General features: G+C 56.6%; 12 protein-coding genes. 4 read left to right on the top strand and 8 right to left on the bottom strand.

Going from position 1 to position 16,825, the window contains the following annotated elements; genetic code table 11:
- Positions 1-18 precede the first annotated feature (18 nt).
- From AC812_RS09975 to AC812_RS10000, 6 genes are all read right to left on the bottom strand, one after another.
- A complete protein-coding gene (locus AC812_RS09975; RefSeq protein WP_061913275.1) occupies positions 19-453 on the bottom strand; it encodes a helix-hairpin-helix domain-containing protein in 435 nt (144 codons plus the stop codon).
- A gap of 176 nt (positions 454-629) precedes the next feature.
- Positions 630-1,952, bottom strand: coding sequence for an alpha/beta fold hydrolase (locus AC812_RS09980; protein WP_061913276.1), 1,323 nt, complete (start codon positions 1,950-1,952; stop codon positions 630-632).
- 2 nt (positions 1,953-1,954) lie between these two features.
- The gene (locus AC812_RS09985; protein WP_061913277.1) at positions 1,955-2,203 is read right to left on the bottom strand and encodes a hypothetical protein; all 249 of its coding nucleotides are present in this window, start codon (positions 2,201-2,203) and stop codon (positions 1,955-1,957) included.
- 7 nt (positions 2,204-2,210) lie between these two features.
- A complete protein-coding gene (locus AC812_RS09990) occupies positions 2,211-2,729 on the bottom strand; it encodes a hypothetical protein (protein WP_061913278.1) in 519 nt (172 codons plus the stop codon).
- 157 nt (positions 2,730-2,886) lie between these two features.
- Positions 2,887-5,511, bottom strand: coding sequence for a winged helix-turn-helix domain-containing protein (locus tag AC812_RS09995; RefSeq protein WP_169787289.1), 2,625 nt, complete (start codon positions 5,509-5,511; stop codon positions 2,887-2,889).
- A gap of 17 nt (positions 5,512-5,528) precedes the next feature.
- Entirely contained in the window at positions 5,529-6,539 is a 1,011-nt protein-coding gene (locus tag AC812_RS10000; RefSeq protein WP_061913280.1) for a zinc-dependent alcohol dehydrogenase family protein, read from the bottom strand.
- Positions 6,540-6,749: 210 nt separating this feature from the next.
- On the opposite strand from AC812_RS10000, the gene AC812_RS10005 reads away from it, so the two are divergent.
- The 3 genes from AC812_RS10005 (at position 6,750) to AC812_RS10015 (ending at position 13,922) form a co-directional block, all read left to right on the top strand.
- On the top strand, positions 6,750-8,678 hold the full coding sequence (locus AC812_RS10005) for a hypothetical protein (protein WP_061913281.1): 1,929 nt from the start codon (positions 6,750-6,752) through the stop codon (positions 8,676-8,678).
- Between the two features lie 167 nt (positions 8,679-8,845).
- Positions 8,846-10,312, top strand: a complete 1,467-nt coding sequence (locus AC812_RS10010; RefSeq protein ID WP_061913282.1) for a DNRLRE domain-containing protein — start codon at positions 8,846-8,848, stop codon at positions 10,310-10,312.
- Between the two features lie 64 nt (positions 10,313-10,376).
- Positions 10,377-13,922: a histidine kinase N-terminal 7TM domain-containing protein gene (locus tag AC812_RS10015; protein WP_061913283.1), complete on the top strand. Its 3,546-nt coding sequence runs from the start codon at positions 10,377-10,379 to the stop codon at positions 13,920-13,922.
- A gap of 161 nt (positions 13,923-14,083) precedes the next feature.
- Here AC812_RS10015 and AC812_RS10020 read toward each other — a convergent pair whose 3' ends face one another.
- Together AC812_RS10020 and AC812_RS10025 are read right to left on the bottom strand one after the other, a co-directional pair.
- Positions 14,084-14,788, bottom strand: coding sequence for a hypothetical protein (locus AC812_RS10020; RefSeq protein ID WP_061913284.1), 705 nt, complete (start codon positions 14,786-14,788; stop codon positions 14,084-14,086).
- A 22-nt stretch (positions 14,789-14,810) separates the two neighbouring features.
- Positions 14,811-16,103, bottom strand: a complete 1,293-nt coding sequence (locus tag AC812_RS10025; protein ID WP_145962477.1) for a hypothetical protein — start codon at positions 16,101-16,103, stop codon at positions 14,811-14,813.
- A gap of 51 nt (positions 16,104-16,154) precedes the next feature.
- Here AC812_RS10025 and AC812_RS17855 point away from each other — a divergent pair, with 51 nt between their 5' ends.
- A complete protein-coding gene (locus AC812_RS17855; RefSeq protein ID WP_061913287.1) occupies positions 16,155-16,355 on the top strand; it encodes a hypothetical protein in 201 nt (66 codons plus the stop codon).
- Positions 16,356-16,825 lie beyond the last annotated feature (470 nt).

The raw sequence follows: 16,825 nt of genomic DNA on the forward strand, positions 1-16,825 counted from the left end.
GCGATGAAGTGGGGAAGTTCAACCCGTTCTTCTGCCCCGGTTTAGCGAGGATTGGAGCGCTTTTAATCCTTCCCAGTCACCGCTGGCGGCCAGAGCGGCTTGTTCGGGCCAGGTTGCCGGGTCGGAAAGACGGTTGCCGGCGGCGATCAACAGTCGTTTCAATTCTGCTGGCGGCAAAGCAGCCAGCTGCTCAAAGCGGGTGATGCCTGCGGCGTGTAAAACGGCTGCCACCTTTGGGCCAATTCCCTCAATCAGGGTCAGGTCATCCGCAGCGGAGGGCGTGCGACCGGCGGGGACTTCTTCCAGCAGGATGGGTTGGGAGGGATGGGTGAGGGATTTGCGCCGCCCGCTGAGTAATAATGCCAGTACTCCTGTTAGAAAGAAAACGAGCGGGAATAACCGAAAATATCTTCTGACCCGGAAAGTGTTTTCACGGCCGACTTTTGGAATCATGACAGTTTCCTTTTCTCTTACCTCCTATTTTAGCGTGAATTCGGTTTAAGGGCAAAACTGTTCTGGTAGGCCAAATGCCCCCACCTGCACCTCCCCTAAAAATCGCCGTAGCGAGATGGGGAGAGGCAGGTGGGGGACAGGAGTGTTTTGTGTAATCCGTGTTCCGAAACGCACCTTCAGCGGGGATAAGTTTCGGCCAGCACCGTATTGACCATCAGGTCGTGGAACAGGTCGGCTTCCTGCCAGATCATGCCGTGACCGGATTCCTCAAAGTGAAACATCTGTTTGAGGGGGGCTTGAAGCGCTTCGAAGTACTCTTCCGGCAGCGGCGAGGGGTTGTTCATGTCGTGGCGGCCCTGAATCAGGTAAACCGGCACTTTCAATCGGGCGGCATCCACCCGAAAATCCATTTCCTGCAATTGCGGATATACCCGATTGAAGGTGTTCATCAAGCCCAACAGGTAGTAAACCCGGTCCAGCCAGCCGTATTCGGGCTGTTTGAGCATCAGTAAAATGGCGTCACCATTCTGGCGGTAGTCTTCGCTGCGGATGCGGGGTACCTCAAACCAGGCGTATTCACGACCAAAGAGGGTAGCGTAGGGTTGAATGGGGCTTTTCCCAAAGTATGGGGGGCGTCCCTGTTTTTGCAAGGTGTTCACGAAGGCGCTGTCGCCAATTTTTTGGGCATGGCTGAGGACGATGTCGTAAATCATCTGGTCGGTTTGGCGCAAGTTGACCATTTGGGCGGTGCCGACATAGGCGTGAAATAGATCCGGGCGAGCCTGCACCGCGCGAACACCGATAATCGTGCCCCACGAATGCCCCACCAGATAAATTTTTTCCTCCTCAAAACGCTGACGCAGCCAGTCGGTCAGTTCGATCAGGTCGCTGACGTATTGATCAACGGTGAGGCTGGCAGGCGGGTAGTAAGCCGGGTAGGATTTGCCGCAACCGCGTTGTTCCCAGATGACCACCACAAAGTGTTTTTCCAGTTCACTGTTAAAGCGCAGTACCCGCCCGGCTTCACTGCCGCCCGGCCCGCCGGAAAGAAAGAGTAAGACGGGTTTATGGATGTCATGACCGCGGATGATGACCCATTGGTCGGTTCCGCCCAATTTGACTTTCTCCAACACGGCGATACTCCCGGATAGGGGCTTACCATCCACGCCGATGATGGGTGGGGTATGGGCTGACCATTGCGAACCCAGCAGAAAAGCCGTCAGTATGAACAGAATCAGTACCACAAAGATCATTTGTCCTCCAACTTGCTGGCGATTAAGCCGAAGTGATTTGAAAATTAAGACCCTTATCCCGTTAATCAGGGCAATCAGGCTGGCGAGCAAGGCAATGATCAACAATGTGATCAAAACAATGGCTTCAAGCAGCAAACGGGTTTCGGGGGCTAAGAAGCCGCGCAACACACTAAAAAAGGCGGTTACCAGACAAATGGCAATGAGCCCAATGGTGACCGGTGGAGAAATTCGGATGGGAGATTTCATTATTATTTCCTTTCGGGATTAAGGTCGGATGAAATGGGGGCAGCCTTCACATCGAGCAATTCTATGCCGAGGTCGAAGATGCGATTGAGAACGCCATGTAAGCCGGCTTGATCCAGTACGGCCTGGATGACGGTCACTTCATCATCCGGCTGGCGGCTGATGGTCAAGCCGTCAAACCAGCGCAGCCAGCGTTCGTCTAACTGCCCCCTGACACGGATGGAATATAACTGTGAGCGGGTAGAGGGGGTCATTTCCTGCCTACTCAAAGGAAGCCAGTAAGGCGTTGAGGGTTTCTTCGTTCCAGCGTGAAAGCGGTTCGGAATAAACCAGTAGAGCCGGCCCACCATTCCCCGCAAACTGCACCATTGCCTGACGATAGCGGAGCTGGTCTCCGTTTGTGCCCTCGCTGATGATGAGCGTGCTTTGCGCACCTCGGATGATTACCGGGCGGTTTTCCAGCACGGTGGTGCGTTGTTTGAAGTCGCTTGCACCCGGCAGCAGATCGTTCAGGACGCCGGAGAGTCTGGTTTCGTCCTGCTCGTTTTGCGATTGAATCAGGTAGAGGTGGCTTTGTGGGCTGTTCCCGCTGAAGGAAATCAGGGTGTAGTCCTTAAACTCAACGGTGACTTCCGGCTCAAAACCGGCGGGCGGCTGAAAGACCGAAATCGTTTCGGCTGCCTGCCAGATTTTCTCGTCCTGCGTATTCAATGAAGCATGACTCCCGCAGGCCGCCAGTAAAAAGGTTAACAGACTGATCGTAAATGTTTTAATTTTCATGGTTACTCCTGGCTGATTGAAAAATCTATTTTGTCACTCGACAGTCTCAGTGTAGCCGAAGGGGGTGGGTTTGTCCCCTATCCGCGGATAGGTTGGGTGGGTAGGTTAAAGTCAAACAAGCCGTGTTTACGGCTTGTTGAGCGGATACCGGATTTTTTTACAACCCCAAATCGCGGGCGCGGATGATCGCCTGAGCGCGGTTCGTAACCCCCAATTTTTGTAGAACATTGTGGACATGCCACTTGGCCGTTCCCACGCTGATCACCAATTCCGCAGCAATCTCCCGATTGGACTTTCCGGCGGCGATCAATTTCAGCACACGAATTTCCTGCTCACTGAGCAGATTGAGCAACTCATCTTCCGGGCTGGATTTTGGGGCGAGTGGTTTATCGGTGAGTTCCAGTAGAGAGTCCACAAACCGGGGGGCAGCCGGTCGGGCTTTGGATAATAATTCGCGCAGGGTTTGTCCTTCGCTCACAAACGGGCGGGCATGGTGGTATGGGGCAGCCATTTGCAGCGCTTTTTCCAGCCATTCCAGCGCGGCCGGGGTGCGATGCCGGGCGGCCTCGTTCTCTGCCAGCAGAATCATGGCTTCGATGGCGGACGGCCGGTGTCCTTTCTGGATGGCTTTGTCCAGTATCGAGTGGATCAGGTTCAAGAAGATTTCCTGCCGGTTGGCGGTCAGCAAAATCCGTGCAGCGCACAGCCACTCAAAATCAGTGCTGGTTTGCGGTGGATGAACGAGAAAGTTTTCTGTCCACTGAAGGGCGCCATCCAGTTGACCGGTGAGACCTTGTAAGTAAGCCTGATAGGCCTCCGCCATTTTCATCATCGGATGATGGGGAGAGTTGGAGAGCAAAGCGCGGATTTCTGCCAGTGTGGCGATTGCCGCCGTTGGATTGCCCTTCGTCTCCCACAAGCGGGCCTGAAAGGCGAGACCCGTAGCCAGATCGTCGCGGATGCCCCCTTGTCTGGAAAGAGAAATGCCCTCGTTGAGCAGGGTTTCGGCTTGTTGGAGACGGCAGCGTTCCAGGGCAATGCCGCCCCGCAGCGATAGTGCCCAGCCCAGCGGCGGCAGGCGTTGATTACCGGCGGTTTGAACGGCGTTCTGACACCATTTTTCTGCTTCATCCAGGTTGCCGTTTTGAAAATGAATCTGTGCAGCAGCACACAGCCCGTGAATTGCCAGAAAGAGCACCCCGGCGGCCTGAGCGGACTGACTGGCTTGCAGGTAGCAGGCAATTGCCTGCTGATTTTCTTCCAATGAAGCATAAGCCATGCCCAGCCCGTACAGTGCGCGAGCCTGGAGCAGGTGCTGGTCGGGCGGCAGGGTTTGACGGGCAAAAGTAATCTGTTGAATTGCCTCGACAGGATTATTGCGAGCCGAGGCAATTGCTCCACGGTAGAGGGCGAGCATTGCGCGCAGTTGATTTTGACGGTAAGGGTCTGCTTCGGATGGGGTGCTGAGGCTGCTTTCGACTCGGGCGAGGTGTGCTTCAGCCTCTTCGAGCTGGCCTGCCAGATAGTAAACTCGCGAGGCATGCAGGCTCAAATCGGGGTGCTTTGTGAAGATCATCGGCGGCAGCCGCTCCAGCCATCCCAACCACTCGGCTAAATTTCCTCCCGACCAGGTCTCATCTTTACTCAGGGCTTCTTCAATGATTTGGGCAGCAAAGGCCATGTCGCCGCTGGATAAAGCATAGCGGACAGCCAGTTCACTCTGGCTTTGACCGGCATGCCAGCGGGCAGCTTGCCGGCATAAATCTGCCCGATCATCCCGATCCAACAGATTTTGCAGGTATTCGGAAAACAGGTGGTGATAGCGATACCACTCGCGTTGGTCGTCCAGGGGGATGAGAAACAGGTTGGCCTGCTCGATACGCCCAAGGATCAATTCAGCATCCTCACGACCGGTCAAAGCCCGGCAGAGATCAGCATTGAAACGGCTCAGCAGGCTGGTGCGGATGAGAAAGGAGCGCAGGTCATCCGGCTGCTGGTTGAGCACTTCTTCGGCTAAATAATCCAGAATAAAGCGATGGCTGCCGCGGAAACTTTCCAGAAAAGCGGCGGGGTCAGGGTGGTGCTGCATGGCGAGGGCGGCCAGTTGCAGACCGACGGCCCAGCCTTCGGTGCGTTCTTGCAAAGTGAGCAGGCTTTGCGGGGCAAGCGAAATTTGAGCAATTTGCTCGAAAAAAAGACGCACTTCTTCGGGAGTGAAACGCAGATCACCGGCGCGAATCTCGGTCAACTGGCCTCGGGCGCGCAGACGTGCCAGAGGCAGGGCGGGGTCGGCACGACTGAGCATAACCAGATGCAGGTTGGGTGGCTGGTGATCCATCAGGTATTCCAGTATTTCCTGAATTTGGGGGTGGCTGAGCCATTGTACATCATCCAGCACCAGCAGACTGAGATGAGGGAGCGCATTCAGGCGGTTGAGGATTTCATCCAATAGTCCCGGCAGGGGTGGCAGGTTCCCGGATTCGACAAGGGGCAAGAACTGCGTCGGCAGGGACGGATCAAGGGTTTGAAGAGCAGCCAGCCAGTAGCGCAGGAAACGGACGGGTTGGTTGTCATCCTCTTCCAGTGAAAGCCAGCCCAATTTGATTCCACTACGCAGCGAAGCCAGCCACTCGGCAGCCAGGGTGCTCTTGCCGTAGCCGGCCGGGGCGCAAATCAGGGTCAGGCGGCGGCTTTCCTGCAGGGCGCGGTTCAATTTCTCCACCAGCCGCGGGCGACGCACGGCATTCACCCGCAGCGGCGGGGGATGGAGTTTGGTGGCCAACAAAGCGGAGGACATCTTCAACCCAATAGTGAGCCAATTTCCAGCACCGCCTCGCCGTTGAGGCGGCTGTATTTCAGGTCGAGCAGGGCTTCATTGGCATCTTCCAGCGGGTAGGTGACCGTGTCGGGCTGCAGGGGGATTTTGACCGCCAGATCGAGCAGCTCCAGCCCGTCGCGGCGGGTGGCATTCGTCACGCTGGTCAGCACGCGCTCGCCGTAAATCAGGTCGTAGGGTAGTTCGGGGATGGGGCTGGCATGGACGGCATTGATCGCCAGCACGCCGCCGGGGCGCAGGGCGGCCAGCGCCGGCGGGACGATTTCCCCGGCTGGGGCAAAACTGACGGCGCGGTCAAGCGGCTGGGGCGGTGTTTCATCCGGTCGGCCAACCCAGACGGCGCCCAATGCCTCGGCATGCTGCTGGTGGTTGCGCGAGCGGGTGAACACAAACACCTCGCAGCCCCAGAATTGGGCAATTTGAATGGCAAGATGGGCGCTTGCGCCAAAGCCAAAAAGCCCCAACCGTTCACCGGGTTGCAGGCCGGCTTTGCGCAGGGCGCGGTAACCGATGATGCCGGCGCACAACAGCGGGGCTGCCTGCCGTTCGGAAAGCCCGGCCGGCAGGGGAAACACAAAGCGGGCATCGGCGATCATCCAGTCGGCATAACCGCCGTGGGTGTGGAAACCCGTAAAACGCGCCTGCGGGCACAGGTTTTCCTCGCCACGCAAACAAAAGGCACATTTGCCGCAGGCCTGACCCAGCCAGGCCACCCCCACCCGCTGGCCGATTTCCAATCCTTCCACCCCTTCGCCCAGCATCTCAACCAACCCGACTACCTGATGGCCGGGAATGATCGGGTAGCGGGGCGGGATCAATTCCCCTTCGCAGATGTGCAGGTCGGTGCGGCAGACCCCGCAAGCCTGTACCCGCACCAGCACTTCTCCGCTGGCGGGCTTGAGGATGGGCAAATCCACTGGCTGCAAGGGTAGTTCTTCCACCGCCGCCGGTTTGAGCAGTTGCATGGCTTGCATGGCTTTTTTACCCTCCATAAAGTCAAGATGGATAATCAGGGCTGTTCATTGAACATCTTATCACGAAATCTCCTTGCCGATTTATCAAAGCAATTTTTTCGGAAAAGGATAAAAGAGACATTATTTTTACGGTGTATTTTAAATTGAGGGATTGTCAAATTTTCTCTGTTTGCTAAAATCTTGGTAGGAATTTGTTTCGGGGGCTAGCGTATGAGATTCTTTTTGCGTTTCTGGGAGAACCTTAACCAACGCTACAGGTTTGTCTGGGAATGGATCGTCATTATTGGGTGGGCGGTGTGGATCGGAAGGAATTACCTTGATCCAAATCCGCGGGTGTGGCCGTGGGGAGCAGAGTTCCCGATGGTGGTTTTGCCACATTATATCTGGTCTCTACTGACCCGATGCGGAGATTGTATTTTATGGAACGGCTTTATCAACGGCGGCTATCCTGCCTTTGCCGAATTACACGGTGCACCTTTGCATCCCTTCACCATTCTTACAACATTACTTCAAGGGCCGATTAATGGCGTCAAGACCAATTTGATTCTCCACTTGGCGCTGGCCGGTTTTGCGCAATGGTGGCTTGCTCGCAGTCTGAATTTAAGCCTGGTGCCGCGGTTGTGGAGCGCGATGATGGCGGTTGCCGGTGGACATCTGGCGGGACGGATGGAATTGGGGTTGTTCCCGCTGGTTATGTCCACCGCGAGCGCTTCTTTAGTCCTTGCGGCCGGCTTGGATCTGGTATTGAAAAAGACAAATCGGGCCGTGGTTGGGTTTGGGTTGACTTTGACATTTCTTCTCCTTTCCGGGCAAGGCTACTTACAAATTGGCATGCTGGTAACCCTCCTCCCAGCCTTTCTGGTCTTTTTACTGGATGACCGTTTTCGCTTGAATGCGTTAGCGGGGAAGTTTCTGCTGGGCGGTGTTCTGGCAATTTTATTGAGTGCAGTATTTTTGGTGCCTCTCCTGCATTTTCTGCCGAACTTTGCAAAAGATACCGATGCCTATTTCACCACGACGCAACCTCTGGAATACTTGCCTTTGAATCTGGTGGTGCGGGAGGATGCTTTTTACCGATCCAATGTGCTGGGTAAGCAGCCTTATCCCTATTTGTATTCGAATTATATTGGTTGGGTGGCGGTCGGCCTTGCTTTGGGACGGCTGTTCAGACCCCCTTCGGGCGAGAAAAGAAAGTTGTATTTTTTCTTTTTACTTGCGTTGATTCTGGTGTTTCTGGCGGCGAGTGCGATCAGCCTCAAAGTAATATTTTCTCTTGCGCCGGAATTCTTAAGCGGTATTCGCAACCCGCCGTTAATTGCCGGTTTGGCCGTGCCATTGATCCTGGCGCTGGCGGCCTGGGCGTTGAATGACCTGTTATCTCACTCCATGCCAAAGTTAACCCTCTCGTGGTCGCCAGATTTTTCTTTCCACGTTAATCTTTTTTGGGTGGTGATTGCCATTCCTCTGCTTTGGTCACTTAAATCCGCCCACGATTTCAGCCGACTCTGGCTGGTAACCACCCCGGCCGGGAAGGACTTGCCCGAAGTCCTGCAAAACCTGAGCCCATCATCGGCTCAATGGATACGAATGCCGCTGGGAGAGCATTTCTGGCAGCCGGATGCGGCTGAGTTGGGATTGAAGTTAACCGGCGTTTTCCGCCCATGGCACTGGAAAAATCGCTGGATGCCGGAGCCTCATCTCGAAGGAGCGCGCTCTGAGGAGGCAGTCAATTTACCAGTATATGTGAGGAGTGTTGAAGGAATTCATATTCTGGCGTTTCCTCAGAACGAATATGCTTTTGTGCAAAGCGGAAATCTCCAGCAGGCATGTCAAGCCAAGGCGCTTGGCGGTCATATTTCGGTAACCTGCCGAAATGATCAGCCGGGCACATTGATGGTGTTGGAGAATTATTTTTCTGGCTGGAGCGCCCAATGTAATGGAGAACGATTAACACTCGATCGGCAATCCCCGTGGTTGAGCATCTGGCTGCCAGCCGGGAATCACGAGTGTCAGTTCAACTACCGCCCGTGGGACGTGTATGTGGGGATGCTGCTGAATCTGGGCGGAATTGGACTGGCGGTTTACCTGTGGCGCAAACCGGAACAACAGGCTGAGAAAGAGCAAGCAAACGCAACTTGATCCGTTAACCAGAATTGCCTTGCTTGCAGAGAAATCTGGTGGGTAGTGTGCCACTTTTCAAAATTGTTTAGTAAAAAAGTACATCTTTATGGCATAATCGAACCAGAAAGATTCTTGGAGAGGGGGCGCCGTGCCGCCCCCTTTTTGAATGGATTGGAACGCTGGTGATGAAAATCAGACTGCTCTCGATTTTGTTGGTGCTTTGTTTCATCGGCGGGCTTTTCTCCCCACGGCCGGTTTACGGTGTTGAGGATGGAGGAGAAACTCTTTACTTGCCGATTGTATTTCGCAACTATGATCCTTATGCTCACTTTCGAACGGTGAATGCGCCCTACACAACCCGCTTTGTGGAAAGCGCCATCCTGTGGTTTGGGCGGGTGGGGCCGGCTGAAAACTACACCGATGTGCGCGTGCGCTACACCGATAGCGAGCTGGTGGTGGACTTCGGCGTGTTCGACCGGCGCATCTGGTATAACAGCAGCCCGTCGAGCGGCGCGCTGGAATACTGGGACGCCGCCACCCTGCTGCTCAACACGGCGGTCAATGCGCCGGAGCGTCCCGGCGGTCAGTCCTACCGTTTTGTGGCCCAGTTTAAGGGTCTGGGCAATGGTGAAACTTTGCCACTGCCCTACAAAGCCGTTTATCGCGGAACCGGCAGCGGCTGGCAGAGCCAGAATATCTCCTTCTCTGTAGAAACCGGCTGGCGGGGGGATGCCCTCAATGACGATGGAGATGACCGTGGCTGGCGGATTACCTTCCGCATCCCTTACGCCAGCTTGGGGCTGAGCCGCCCGGCAGAGGGCAGCCGGTGGCGCATGGCGCTCATCTCGCATGACCGTGACAGCCGCGCCGGCCCGCCCGGTACTTCGTTTATCTGGCCGGAAGCAGCCGAACGGGATGAGCCGGCAACCTGGGGGGTGCTGCGGTTCGGCTTACCGTCTTATGCGCCGCCTTCCGTGCGCAACCTGACCAGCCTGTTGATCCGTGAGGGGGAAAATGGCGCGGTGGTGCCGGATGCGGCTGTGGGCGGGACGATCAGCAACCAATGTCCGGGTGATGATTACCACATCTGGAATGTGTGGGGCAACCGCAATTACGCAAACGAAAACAGCGCGCTAATCCAGAATCAGGCGGATATTGCCGACTGGCCGTGTTTTTCCAAATATTACCTGACCTTCCCGCTCGACCGGCTGCCGCCCGGCAAGGTGATTCGCTCGGCGCGGCTGGTACTGCATCACTGGGGCGGTTCGGGGAAAATTTGCAGCGACCCGGATCAAAATCCCGACCCGGATTGTGCGCGCAGTTCCTACATTCAGATTCTTACGGTTGTGAACTCGTGGCAGGAAGACACCATCACATGGAACAACGCCCCGCCGGCTTTTGAAAATGTGGCGATGCTGCAGGTGCCTCCGTACAACATCGACCAACCGGGGCAAAGTTGGCCGGGCGCACGCCGCGAATGGGATGTTTCCTACGCGCTCGCCAAAGCCTACGATCAACGGGTGGGCTGGATCAGTTTTGCGGTGTACAGCGCCGACAGCGCCTACCATAGCGGCAAGTATTTCAGCGCATCCGAAACGGAAGATTGGAACAAGATCGGTCGTCCAACGCTGATCATCGAATACGGCGATTGAGCGTAAATTTTCTCTAAAAATTTTGGAAGAGGGGTGTAAACTCGCTATAATAACTTTAACCGCCTTGGACAATCTTCAATTTCCCCCGGCGTTCTTCATCCTTCTGACGGCTGGTCTGCTGACGGGCTGGCTGGCCTGGTTTGTTGCCCGCCGCCTTTCGGCAGCCCTGGGGGCGCGTCCGTTGTTCTTTTTGTTGCTGGGCAGTACCTACTGGTCACTGATGTATGCTGCTCAGAATCTGATGACCGCTTCCCCGTGGAAGGAATGGCTGGATATTGCCGTTAACCCCGGCATCATGCTGGTGCCGGCTGCCTGGCTGGTGTTCAGTCTGGAGTACAGCGGGCGAGGACGGCTGGTCACCCCTTGGTTGATCGGCTTGCTGGCGATTGAGCCGCTGCTTGCCCATCTGCTCATTTTTACCAATTCGCTTCATCATCTCTATTACGGCTCTCCTGCCCGCCCGTGGGTAGAAGCGGGCGGGTTCCTTTACCTTGGTTTTGACCCGGGACCTTATTTCTGGTTTCATACTCTTTATTCCTACGCGTTGATTGCAGTCGGGTCGGTGTTGTTGTTGCTTTCGGCGTGGTGGATGCGCGGTCTGTACCGCAAACAGGCTTTCATCCTCTTGGGGGCGGTGCTTATACCGTGGCTTTCCAATATCCTGTTCGTTGTTTCGCCGGCCTTTGAGCTCTCTTTGCATCTCGACCTGACGCCGATTTTCTTCTCGATCAGCGGGGTGCTGCTGGTCATCGGGGTTTTTCGCTTCCGCCTGCTGGATTTAACCCCCCTGGCGCGTGACCTGCTCTTTGAGGTGCTGGAAGATGCGCTGATTGTGGTGGACTCGGAAAACCGGGTGGTGGATTTGAACCCGGCCGCCTGCCGTCTGTTTGGGGTGGAAGCCAGCGGGGTAATCGGTAAACCCGCCCGGCAACTGTTCCAGCCGGTGCTGGCGATTGCCCAGCGCTACGCCAACACCCTGGAAGTTCACGAAGTGGTTCACTTGCCCATTGAAGGCGAAGACCGCTATTTTGATTTGCGCATTTCACCGCTCAAAGCCCAGCGGCGGGGATATGCCGGCCGCATGGTGTTGCTGCGCGATATGACCACCATCTACCGCGCACAGCAGGCTTTGCAAGACAGCGAGGCCCGTTACCGGCAGTTGATCGAATCCTCTCCGGAGGTGATTTTCGTGCTGGACGGGCAGGGCCGGATGTTGCTGGCCAACCCGATTGCGCTGGAAAAGTTCGCCCTGCCGGGCGGGGTGATTGAGGATCGGGTGGGCTTCTGTCACCTGTTTTTAGAAGAAGACCGCGATGCGGTGTTACAGCAACTCCTGCTGGTGCTGGAAACCCGCCAGATTCAAACCCTGCAAGCCACGGCTCTGGCCTGGGACGGCCATCCCTTTGCGGCTGAAATCTACCTCTCCCCGCTGAAATCGGGCGGACAGGCAGCCGAAGAAGTGTTGTGTCTGGTGCGGGATGTTACCGAGCGCAAAAGAGCCGAAGAACGTCTTTTGCAGGCAGCCGAGATCGAGCGGCAAAACCGCGAACTGGCCGAAGCCCTGCGCGAGATTGGACTGGCGCTCAGCGCCAGTCTGGATGTGGATGAAGTGCTGGATAAAATCCTTGAAGGCATTGGGCTGGTGATTCCTTACGATTCGGGCAATATCACATTGCTGGAAGGCAAGCGCGCGGTGATCAGCCGCAGCCGCGGCTATGAACGGTTTGGTGCCCATGTGCTGCAAATGGTGCGGCAATTCGTGTTCGATGTGGATCAGACCGAAAACTTTCGCTGGATGATGGAAAACCGCAAGCCACTGATTATTCAGGACACCCATGCCTACCCCGGCTGGGTGCGGGTGGAAGCGACCGAGTACATCCATTCGTGGGTGGGTGCGCCGATCATCGTCCGGAATGAGGTGCTGGGCTTTCTTTCACTGGATAAATGCGAGGAGAATTTTTACCGGCCGGAACATGCCCGCACCCTGGAATTGTTCGCGGCTCAGGCCGGACAGGCGCTTTACAATGCGCGTCTCTACCGGCAGAGCCGTCAAATGCTGGAACATGAGCAAAAGATCAACCAGATTCTGGAGAGAATTGCATCCTCATTGAATATTGAAACTACCGTTGAGCAAATTAATATTTTTGGCTGTCAATGGCTGGGGGCGGATGCTGGATTAATTGGTTTATACGAGGAAGAAAGAGATCGCCTGGTCACCCTGAGTGTGTATGATCCGAGCAATCGCCTGGTGCGGGTGAGCGAATCGCCGCGTGGCACGGGGATTTCGTGGCAGGCGATTGAAGAACGTAAGCCGATACTGGTAGAGGACTATTCCAAACATCCCTCGGCCCGACCCGAGGTTAAAAATACCGGTGTTTATGGTTTTCTGGCATTTCCCATTTTGACCGAGACGGAAATCCTCGGTGTGCTGAATTACTTCATGCTCTCGCCGGAAAAGAAGTTTGAGCCGGCGGTGATCGGGATGGCCGAAACGCTGGCGCGCTACAGTGCGATTGCCATTCAGAAAGCTCGCCTGCTGGAAGAAGCCACCCGCCGGGCACGGGAAGCCGAAACGCTCCAACAGGCTTCTGCGGCAGTTTCTTCGGCGCTGCGCCTCGATCAGGTGCTCGATCAAGTCCTCGAAAATCTGGAGCGGGTTGTGCCGTATGACTCGTGCGCGCTTTTCCTCAAGGAAGGGAGTACTTTACGGGTGGTTGCGGCGCGCGGCTTCCCCCATAAAGAGAAGGTGATCGGCCAGCGCTTTCCGGCTCAGGATGAGCTGCTGCTGGAAAGCGTCAAGCGAGGCTCGCCGCTGATCCTCGCAGATGCTCAGCGAGATCCCCGCTACAAACACTGGGGAGATTCTGCCCATGTGCGTTCGTGGATGGGCGTTCCGCTGATTAAGCGCAATGATGTGATCGGGTTTTTAACGATTGACCACAGCCAGCCGGGTATTTACACCCCAAACCACGCCAAACTGGCACGGGCGTTTGCCAATCAAGCAGCGGCGGCCATTGACAATGCCCGTCTGTTTGAATCGGTTCAGCGCATGGCGGTCAGCGACCCGTTGACCGGTTTGTACAACCGCCGGCATTTCTTTGAACTGGCTTCCAAGGAGTTTTACCGCGCCCGGCGGTACGGCAAAGACCTTTCGCTGGTGATGATGGACCTGGATGATTTGAAATTGATCAACGATACGTATGGGCATCTGGTGGGCGACCAGTTGATCATGTTCGTTGCTGACCAGTGCCGCAATCAGTTGCGCAAGGCCGATCTGGCGGCTCGGTTTGGCGGAGATGAGTTCATCCTGCTGCTGCCAGAAACCGGGTTGGAGCAGGCCATGCAGGTTGCCTGGCGCTTGCGGGATGCCGTAGCGCGCGGTCTGACCGATGAGAAGGGCGGAATGGTGGTTTCGGGGGTCAGTTTGGGGGTCAGCACGCTGGATCCCAGTTGCAATACGCTTGAATTGATGGTCAACCGCGCCGATCAGGCGCTTTACACGGCCAAAGAAAGCGGTAAGAACCGGGTGTGCGCGTGGATTGACGGGCAGGTGCGCTCTTTTGCCACCAGGCCGCTTGCCCAGCCTAAGGATGATGTGAAGCCGGTTTAAGCGCCCCGCCCTGCCCCCACTATGGTTTTGCGGGAGATTGCCACGCTCGATTGCGCTCGCTGGCCATGACATGCTCTTTTTAATGTCATTCCGAGCGAAGCGACGCTTTACAGTGCCGGGGAGTCTCCCCCTCCCGCCTCCGCAACGGCTTAATAAAAGGCTCAGGGACAGGGGACGGCCTGGGGAGTGAAGGTCGGAATCGGCGGTAAAGTCGGCACGACTTCATCCGGCGCGGTTAACCAACGGCGAGCAGCGACGTCAAAATAAAACACCCTGCCTTGCTCGTCGGCGAGCGTCAGGCGGTAGCTATCGGCCGCCATGATGCGGAGAAGGCTGCTTGGAACGGGGGCCGGTTCTTTCTGAATGGGCGCGTTGACGGTGAACAGCACCAGCATCCCGCCGGCCGGCTCGGAAAAACGCCGCCCGGCCATCACCGTCACAAAATTGCCGTTGACGCTTCCGCTCCAGCCGTTGACTGCCATGAAATCGAGGTCTTCGTAATCGCCCTGGTCTTCCAGCTCAAAAATCCCTTCCGGCTGCTCGACCGTGGCCGGGGTTGACTCCGGCGGAGGACAGACTCCCAACGTGAGGGTCGGTGCAGCCAGCAAACCGGCTGACTGACGGGCTTCCTGAATCTGCTGCAGGCGGTTGAGTTTTTCTTCGAGCAGGGCTTGTTCGGCGGGGTTGACTGCGCTCTGGCTGCGTTCGCTGATCTGCTCCAGCAGGGTGGTGAGCCAGCCGCCGCCGCTATCTCCCTGCTGCGGGTTGAACTGCCCGCGTGCCGAAAGGATGCTGCCGCCCACCAGCAACAGCGCTCCCAGCAGGGCAGCGAGCCAAAGGATGGGTCTTCTCGTGGGTGATCTCATGCCATTCTCCTTCCTGCACCGGTCAGCGGATCTGCCAGCGGATATCGGTCACCCAGCGCAGGACTTGCTGAGCCGTGCGCGGGTCTTGATTCAGCCAGTCGTACAACTGCGACCAGCCCTCATCGGGGGTGTTGTCAAGAGTGGCGCATTCTGCGGATTTCTTCTGCTGACACGACTGGAACTGGGTCATCGCCCCGGCAAAGGTCATCTTGCCGCCTTTGTAAAGCGCGCCGTACAGGCTGACGGCCTGCCACTGGCGGGCGAGATAGCCGTCATTGCGGTAAATTTCCGGCAGCGGCAGGGCCGGCGGGGCGCCCCACGAAACGTAATAGACATCCCCCTGACTCCAATCCATTACCACATTGTTGGCATCGCGGGTGGTCGAAAACACCCAACTCAGGCTTGGGGTGATCGGGCAGCCGACGCACGCGCCGTAATTGAGGTACATCTCCCGGCCGCGGCTGTTGGCGTTGAAGCCTTCCACCCATCCGCCGGTGACATAGGGGGTATTCCACCAGTATCTGCCGTCCGATTCGCGTCCGGCCCACTCGATATCCAGCGCGCCCATCACCCACAGGCGGCTGGCGTAGCCGCTGGCGCGGATCCACTCGTTCAGGTTGTAGGTGGTATCCGCAAAGCGCTGGCCGAAGGCGTAAGCGGTCTGGCGCAGTGCGGCCTGATCGGCTGAGAACTTGTTGATGTCGTTGTCAATGTTCATGTCGTCGTAGTTGTTGCTGCCGATGCCGAGCGCCAGCAGCGAGATGCCGTCGCTGCACCAGCGGTAACCCAGCAGATACTGTTGCGCCAGTTCTTCCACCCGCTTAAAGGTCAGGTTGGTGCGCGTGCCGGTGCTGGGATTGGTGTAGGTGCGCAGGTAATATTCGTTTCCCACCTTCCACATCTTGCCGAACGCCAAAACCACCAGGTTATCCTGCTGGCCGGGCAGGTTCTGGTCGCGCTGGCCCTGGGCGCAACCCAAATTGAACAGTTCGGGGTCAGTGGGGTTCTGGATATAAATGCTGGTTGCGTAAGGCGGCGCGGGTGGCAGGTCGTAGCGGCTAATTAACGGCAAAAATAGGAAACTTTGCGGTGAGAACGTTATTTCTGGCGTGTTGGTCGGCGTGCTGAGCGGCGGCAGTAGCGGCTTGGGTGTTGGCGTGGGGGGGGGCGGGTAGTCGCGCAGCACCAGCGGGAGGTAAAGCGGTGGTTGCTCCTGACCAAAGACCAGCGCGGCTGGCATCAGCAGCCCGGCCAGCACGATGAAGAGGATTATCCCCCGAAAAAATGGTTTTCGGAATGGCGAATGGATTTTCATTGACGATAAAGAATTTTTTTACAGGTCAGGAGGGGTAGGACGCGCTGATGGGTGCAAGAAGCATACCATGAGCGGTTGAGACAAGTCAAGCCCTCGCCTCCGCAGCGGCTTTGGGGGAGATTGCCGCGCTCGCTTGCGCTCGCTCGCAATGACGTTTACAAAGTTGATCTCTCCCACCCTGCCTCCGCAGCGGCTTTGGGGGAGATTGCCACGCTCGCTGTGGGGGAGCAGGGAGAAAAACTAGATGATTGAAAGCAAGGGCAATGGCTTACCCTGAAACACTTAGTTTCGATAAATCGTCTCAGAACAACGGATTGAAACTAACACAAAGCAGCAAGCAACCATTCAACCACCGCCGTAAGTGAATAAAGTAGATCGTAGTGATTCACCTGGCCACCAGTCGTGATTCATGCCACAGTCAGCCTGGCCACCGCAGTCAGCCTGGCCACCAGTCGTGAATCATGCCACAGTCAGCCTGGCCACCAGTCGTGATTCATGCCACAGTCAGCCTGGCCACCGCAGTCAGCCTGGCCACCAGTCGTGAATCATGCCACAGTCAGCCTGGCCACCAGTCGTGATTCATGCCACAGTCAGCCTGGCCACCGCAGTCAGCCTGGCCACCAGTCGTGAATCATGCCACAGTCAGCCTGGCCACCAGTCGTGATTCATGCCACAGTCAGCCTGGCCACCGCAGTCAGCCTGGCCACCAGTCGTGAATCATG

Origin of the sequence: Bellilinea caldifistulae (assembly GCF_001306055.1) — a bacterium.
Classification (GTDB): domain Bacteria; phylum Chloroflexota; class Anaerolineae; order Anaerolineales; family Anaerolineaceae; genus Bellilinea; species Bellilinea caldifistulae.

Bases quoted from the DNA above. Each gene is read 5' to 3' on its own strand.
- AC812_RS09985 (WP_061913277.1), bottom strand. From the start codon at position 2,203: ATGACCCCCTCTACCCGCTCACAGTTATATTCCATCCGTGTCAGGGGG.
- AC812_RS09980 (WP_061913276.1), bottom strand. From the start codon at position 1,952: ATGAAATCTCCCATCCGAATTTCTCCACCGGTCACCATTGGGCTCATT.
- AC812_RS10020 (WP_061913284.1), bottom strand. From the start codon at position 14,788: ATGAGATCACCCACGAGAAGACCCATCCTTTGGCTCGCTGCCCTGCTG.
- AC812_RS09975 (WP_061913275.1), bottom strand. From the start codon at position 453: ATGATTCCAAAAGTCGGCCGTGAAAACACTTTCCGGGTCAGAAGATAT.
- AC812_RS10000 (WP_061913280.1), bottom strand. From the start codon at position 6,539: ATGCAAGCCATGCAACTGCTCAAACCGGCGGCGGTGGAAGAACTACCC.
- AC812_RS10010 (WP_061913282.1), top strand. From the start codon at position 8,846: ATGAAAATCAGACTGCTCTCGATTTTGTTGGTGCTTTGTTTCATCGGC.
- AC812_RS10005 (WP_061913281.1), top strand. From the start codon at position 6,750: ATGAGATTCTTTTTGCGTTTCTGGGAGAACCTTAACCAACGCTACAGG.
- AC812_RS09990 (WP_061913278.1), bottom strand. From the start codon at position 2,729: ATGAAAATTAAAACATTTACGATCAGTCTGTTAACCTTTTTACTGGCG.
- AC812_RS10025 (WP_145962477.1), bottom strand. From the start codon at position 16,103: ATGAAAATCCATTCGCCATTCCGAAAACCATTTTTTCGGGGGATAATC.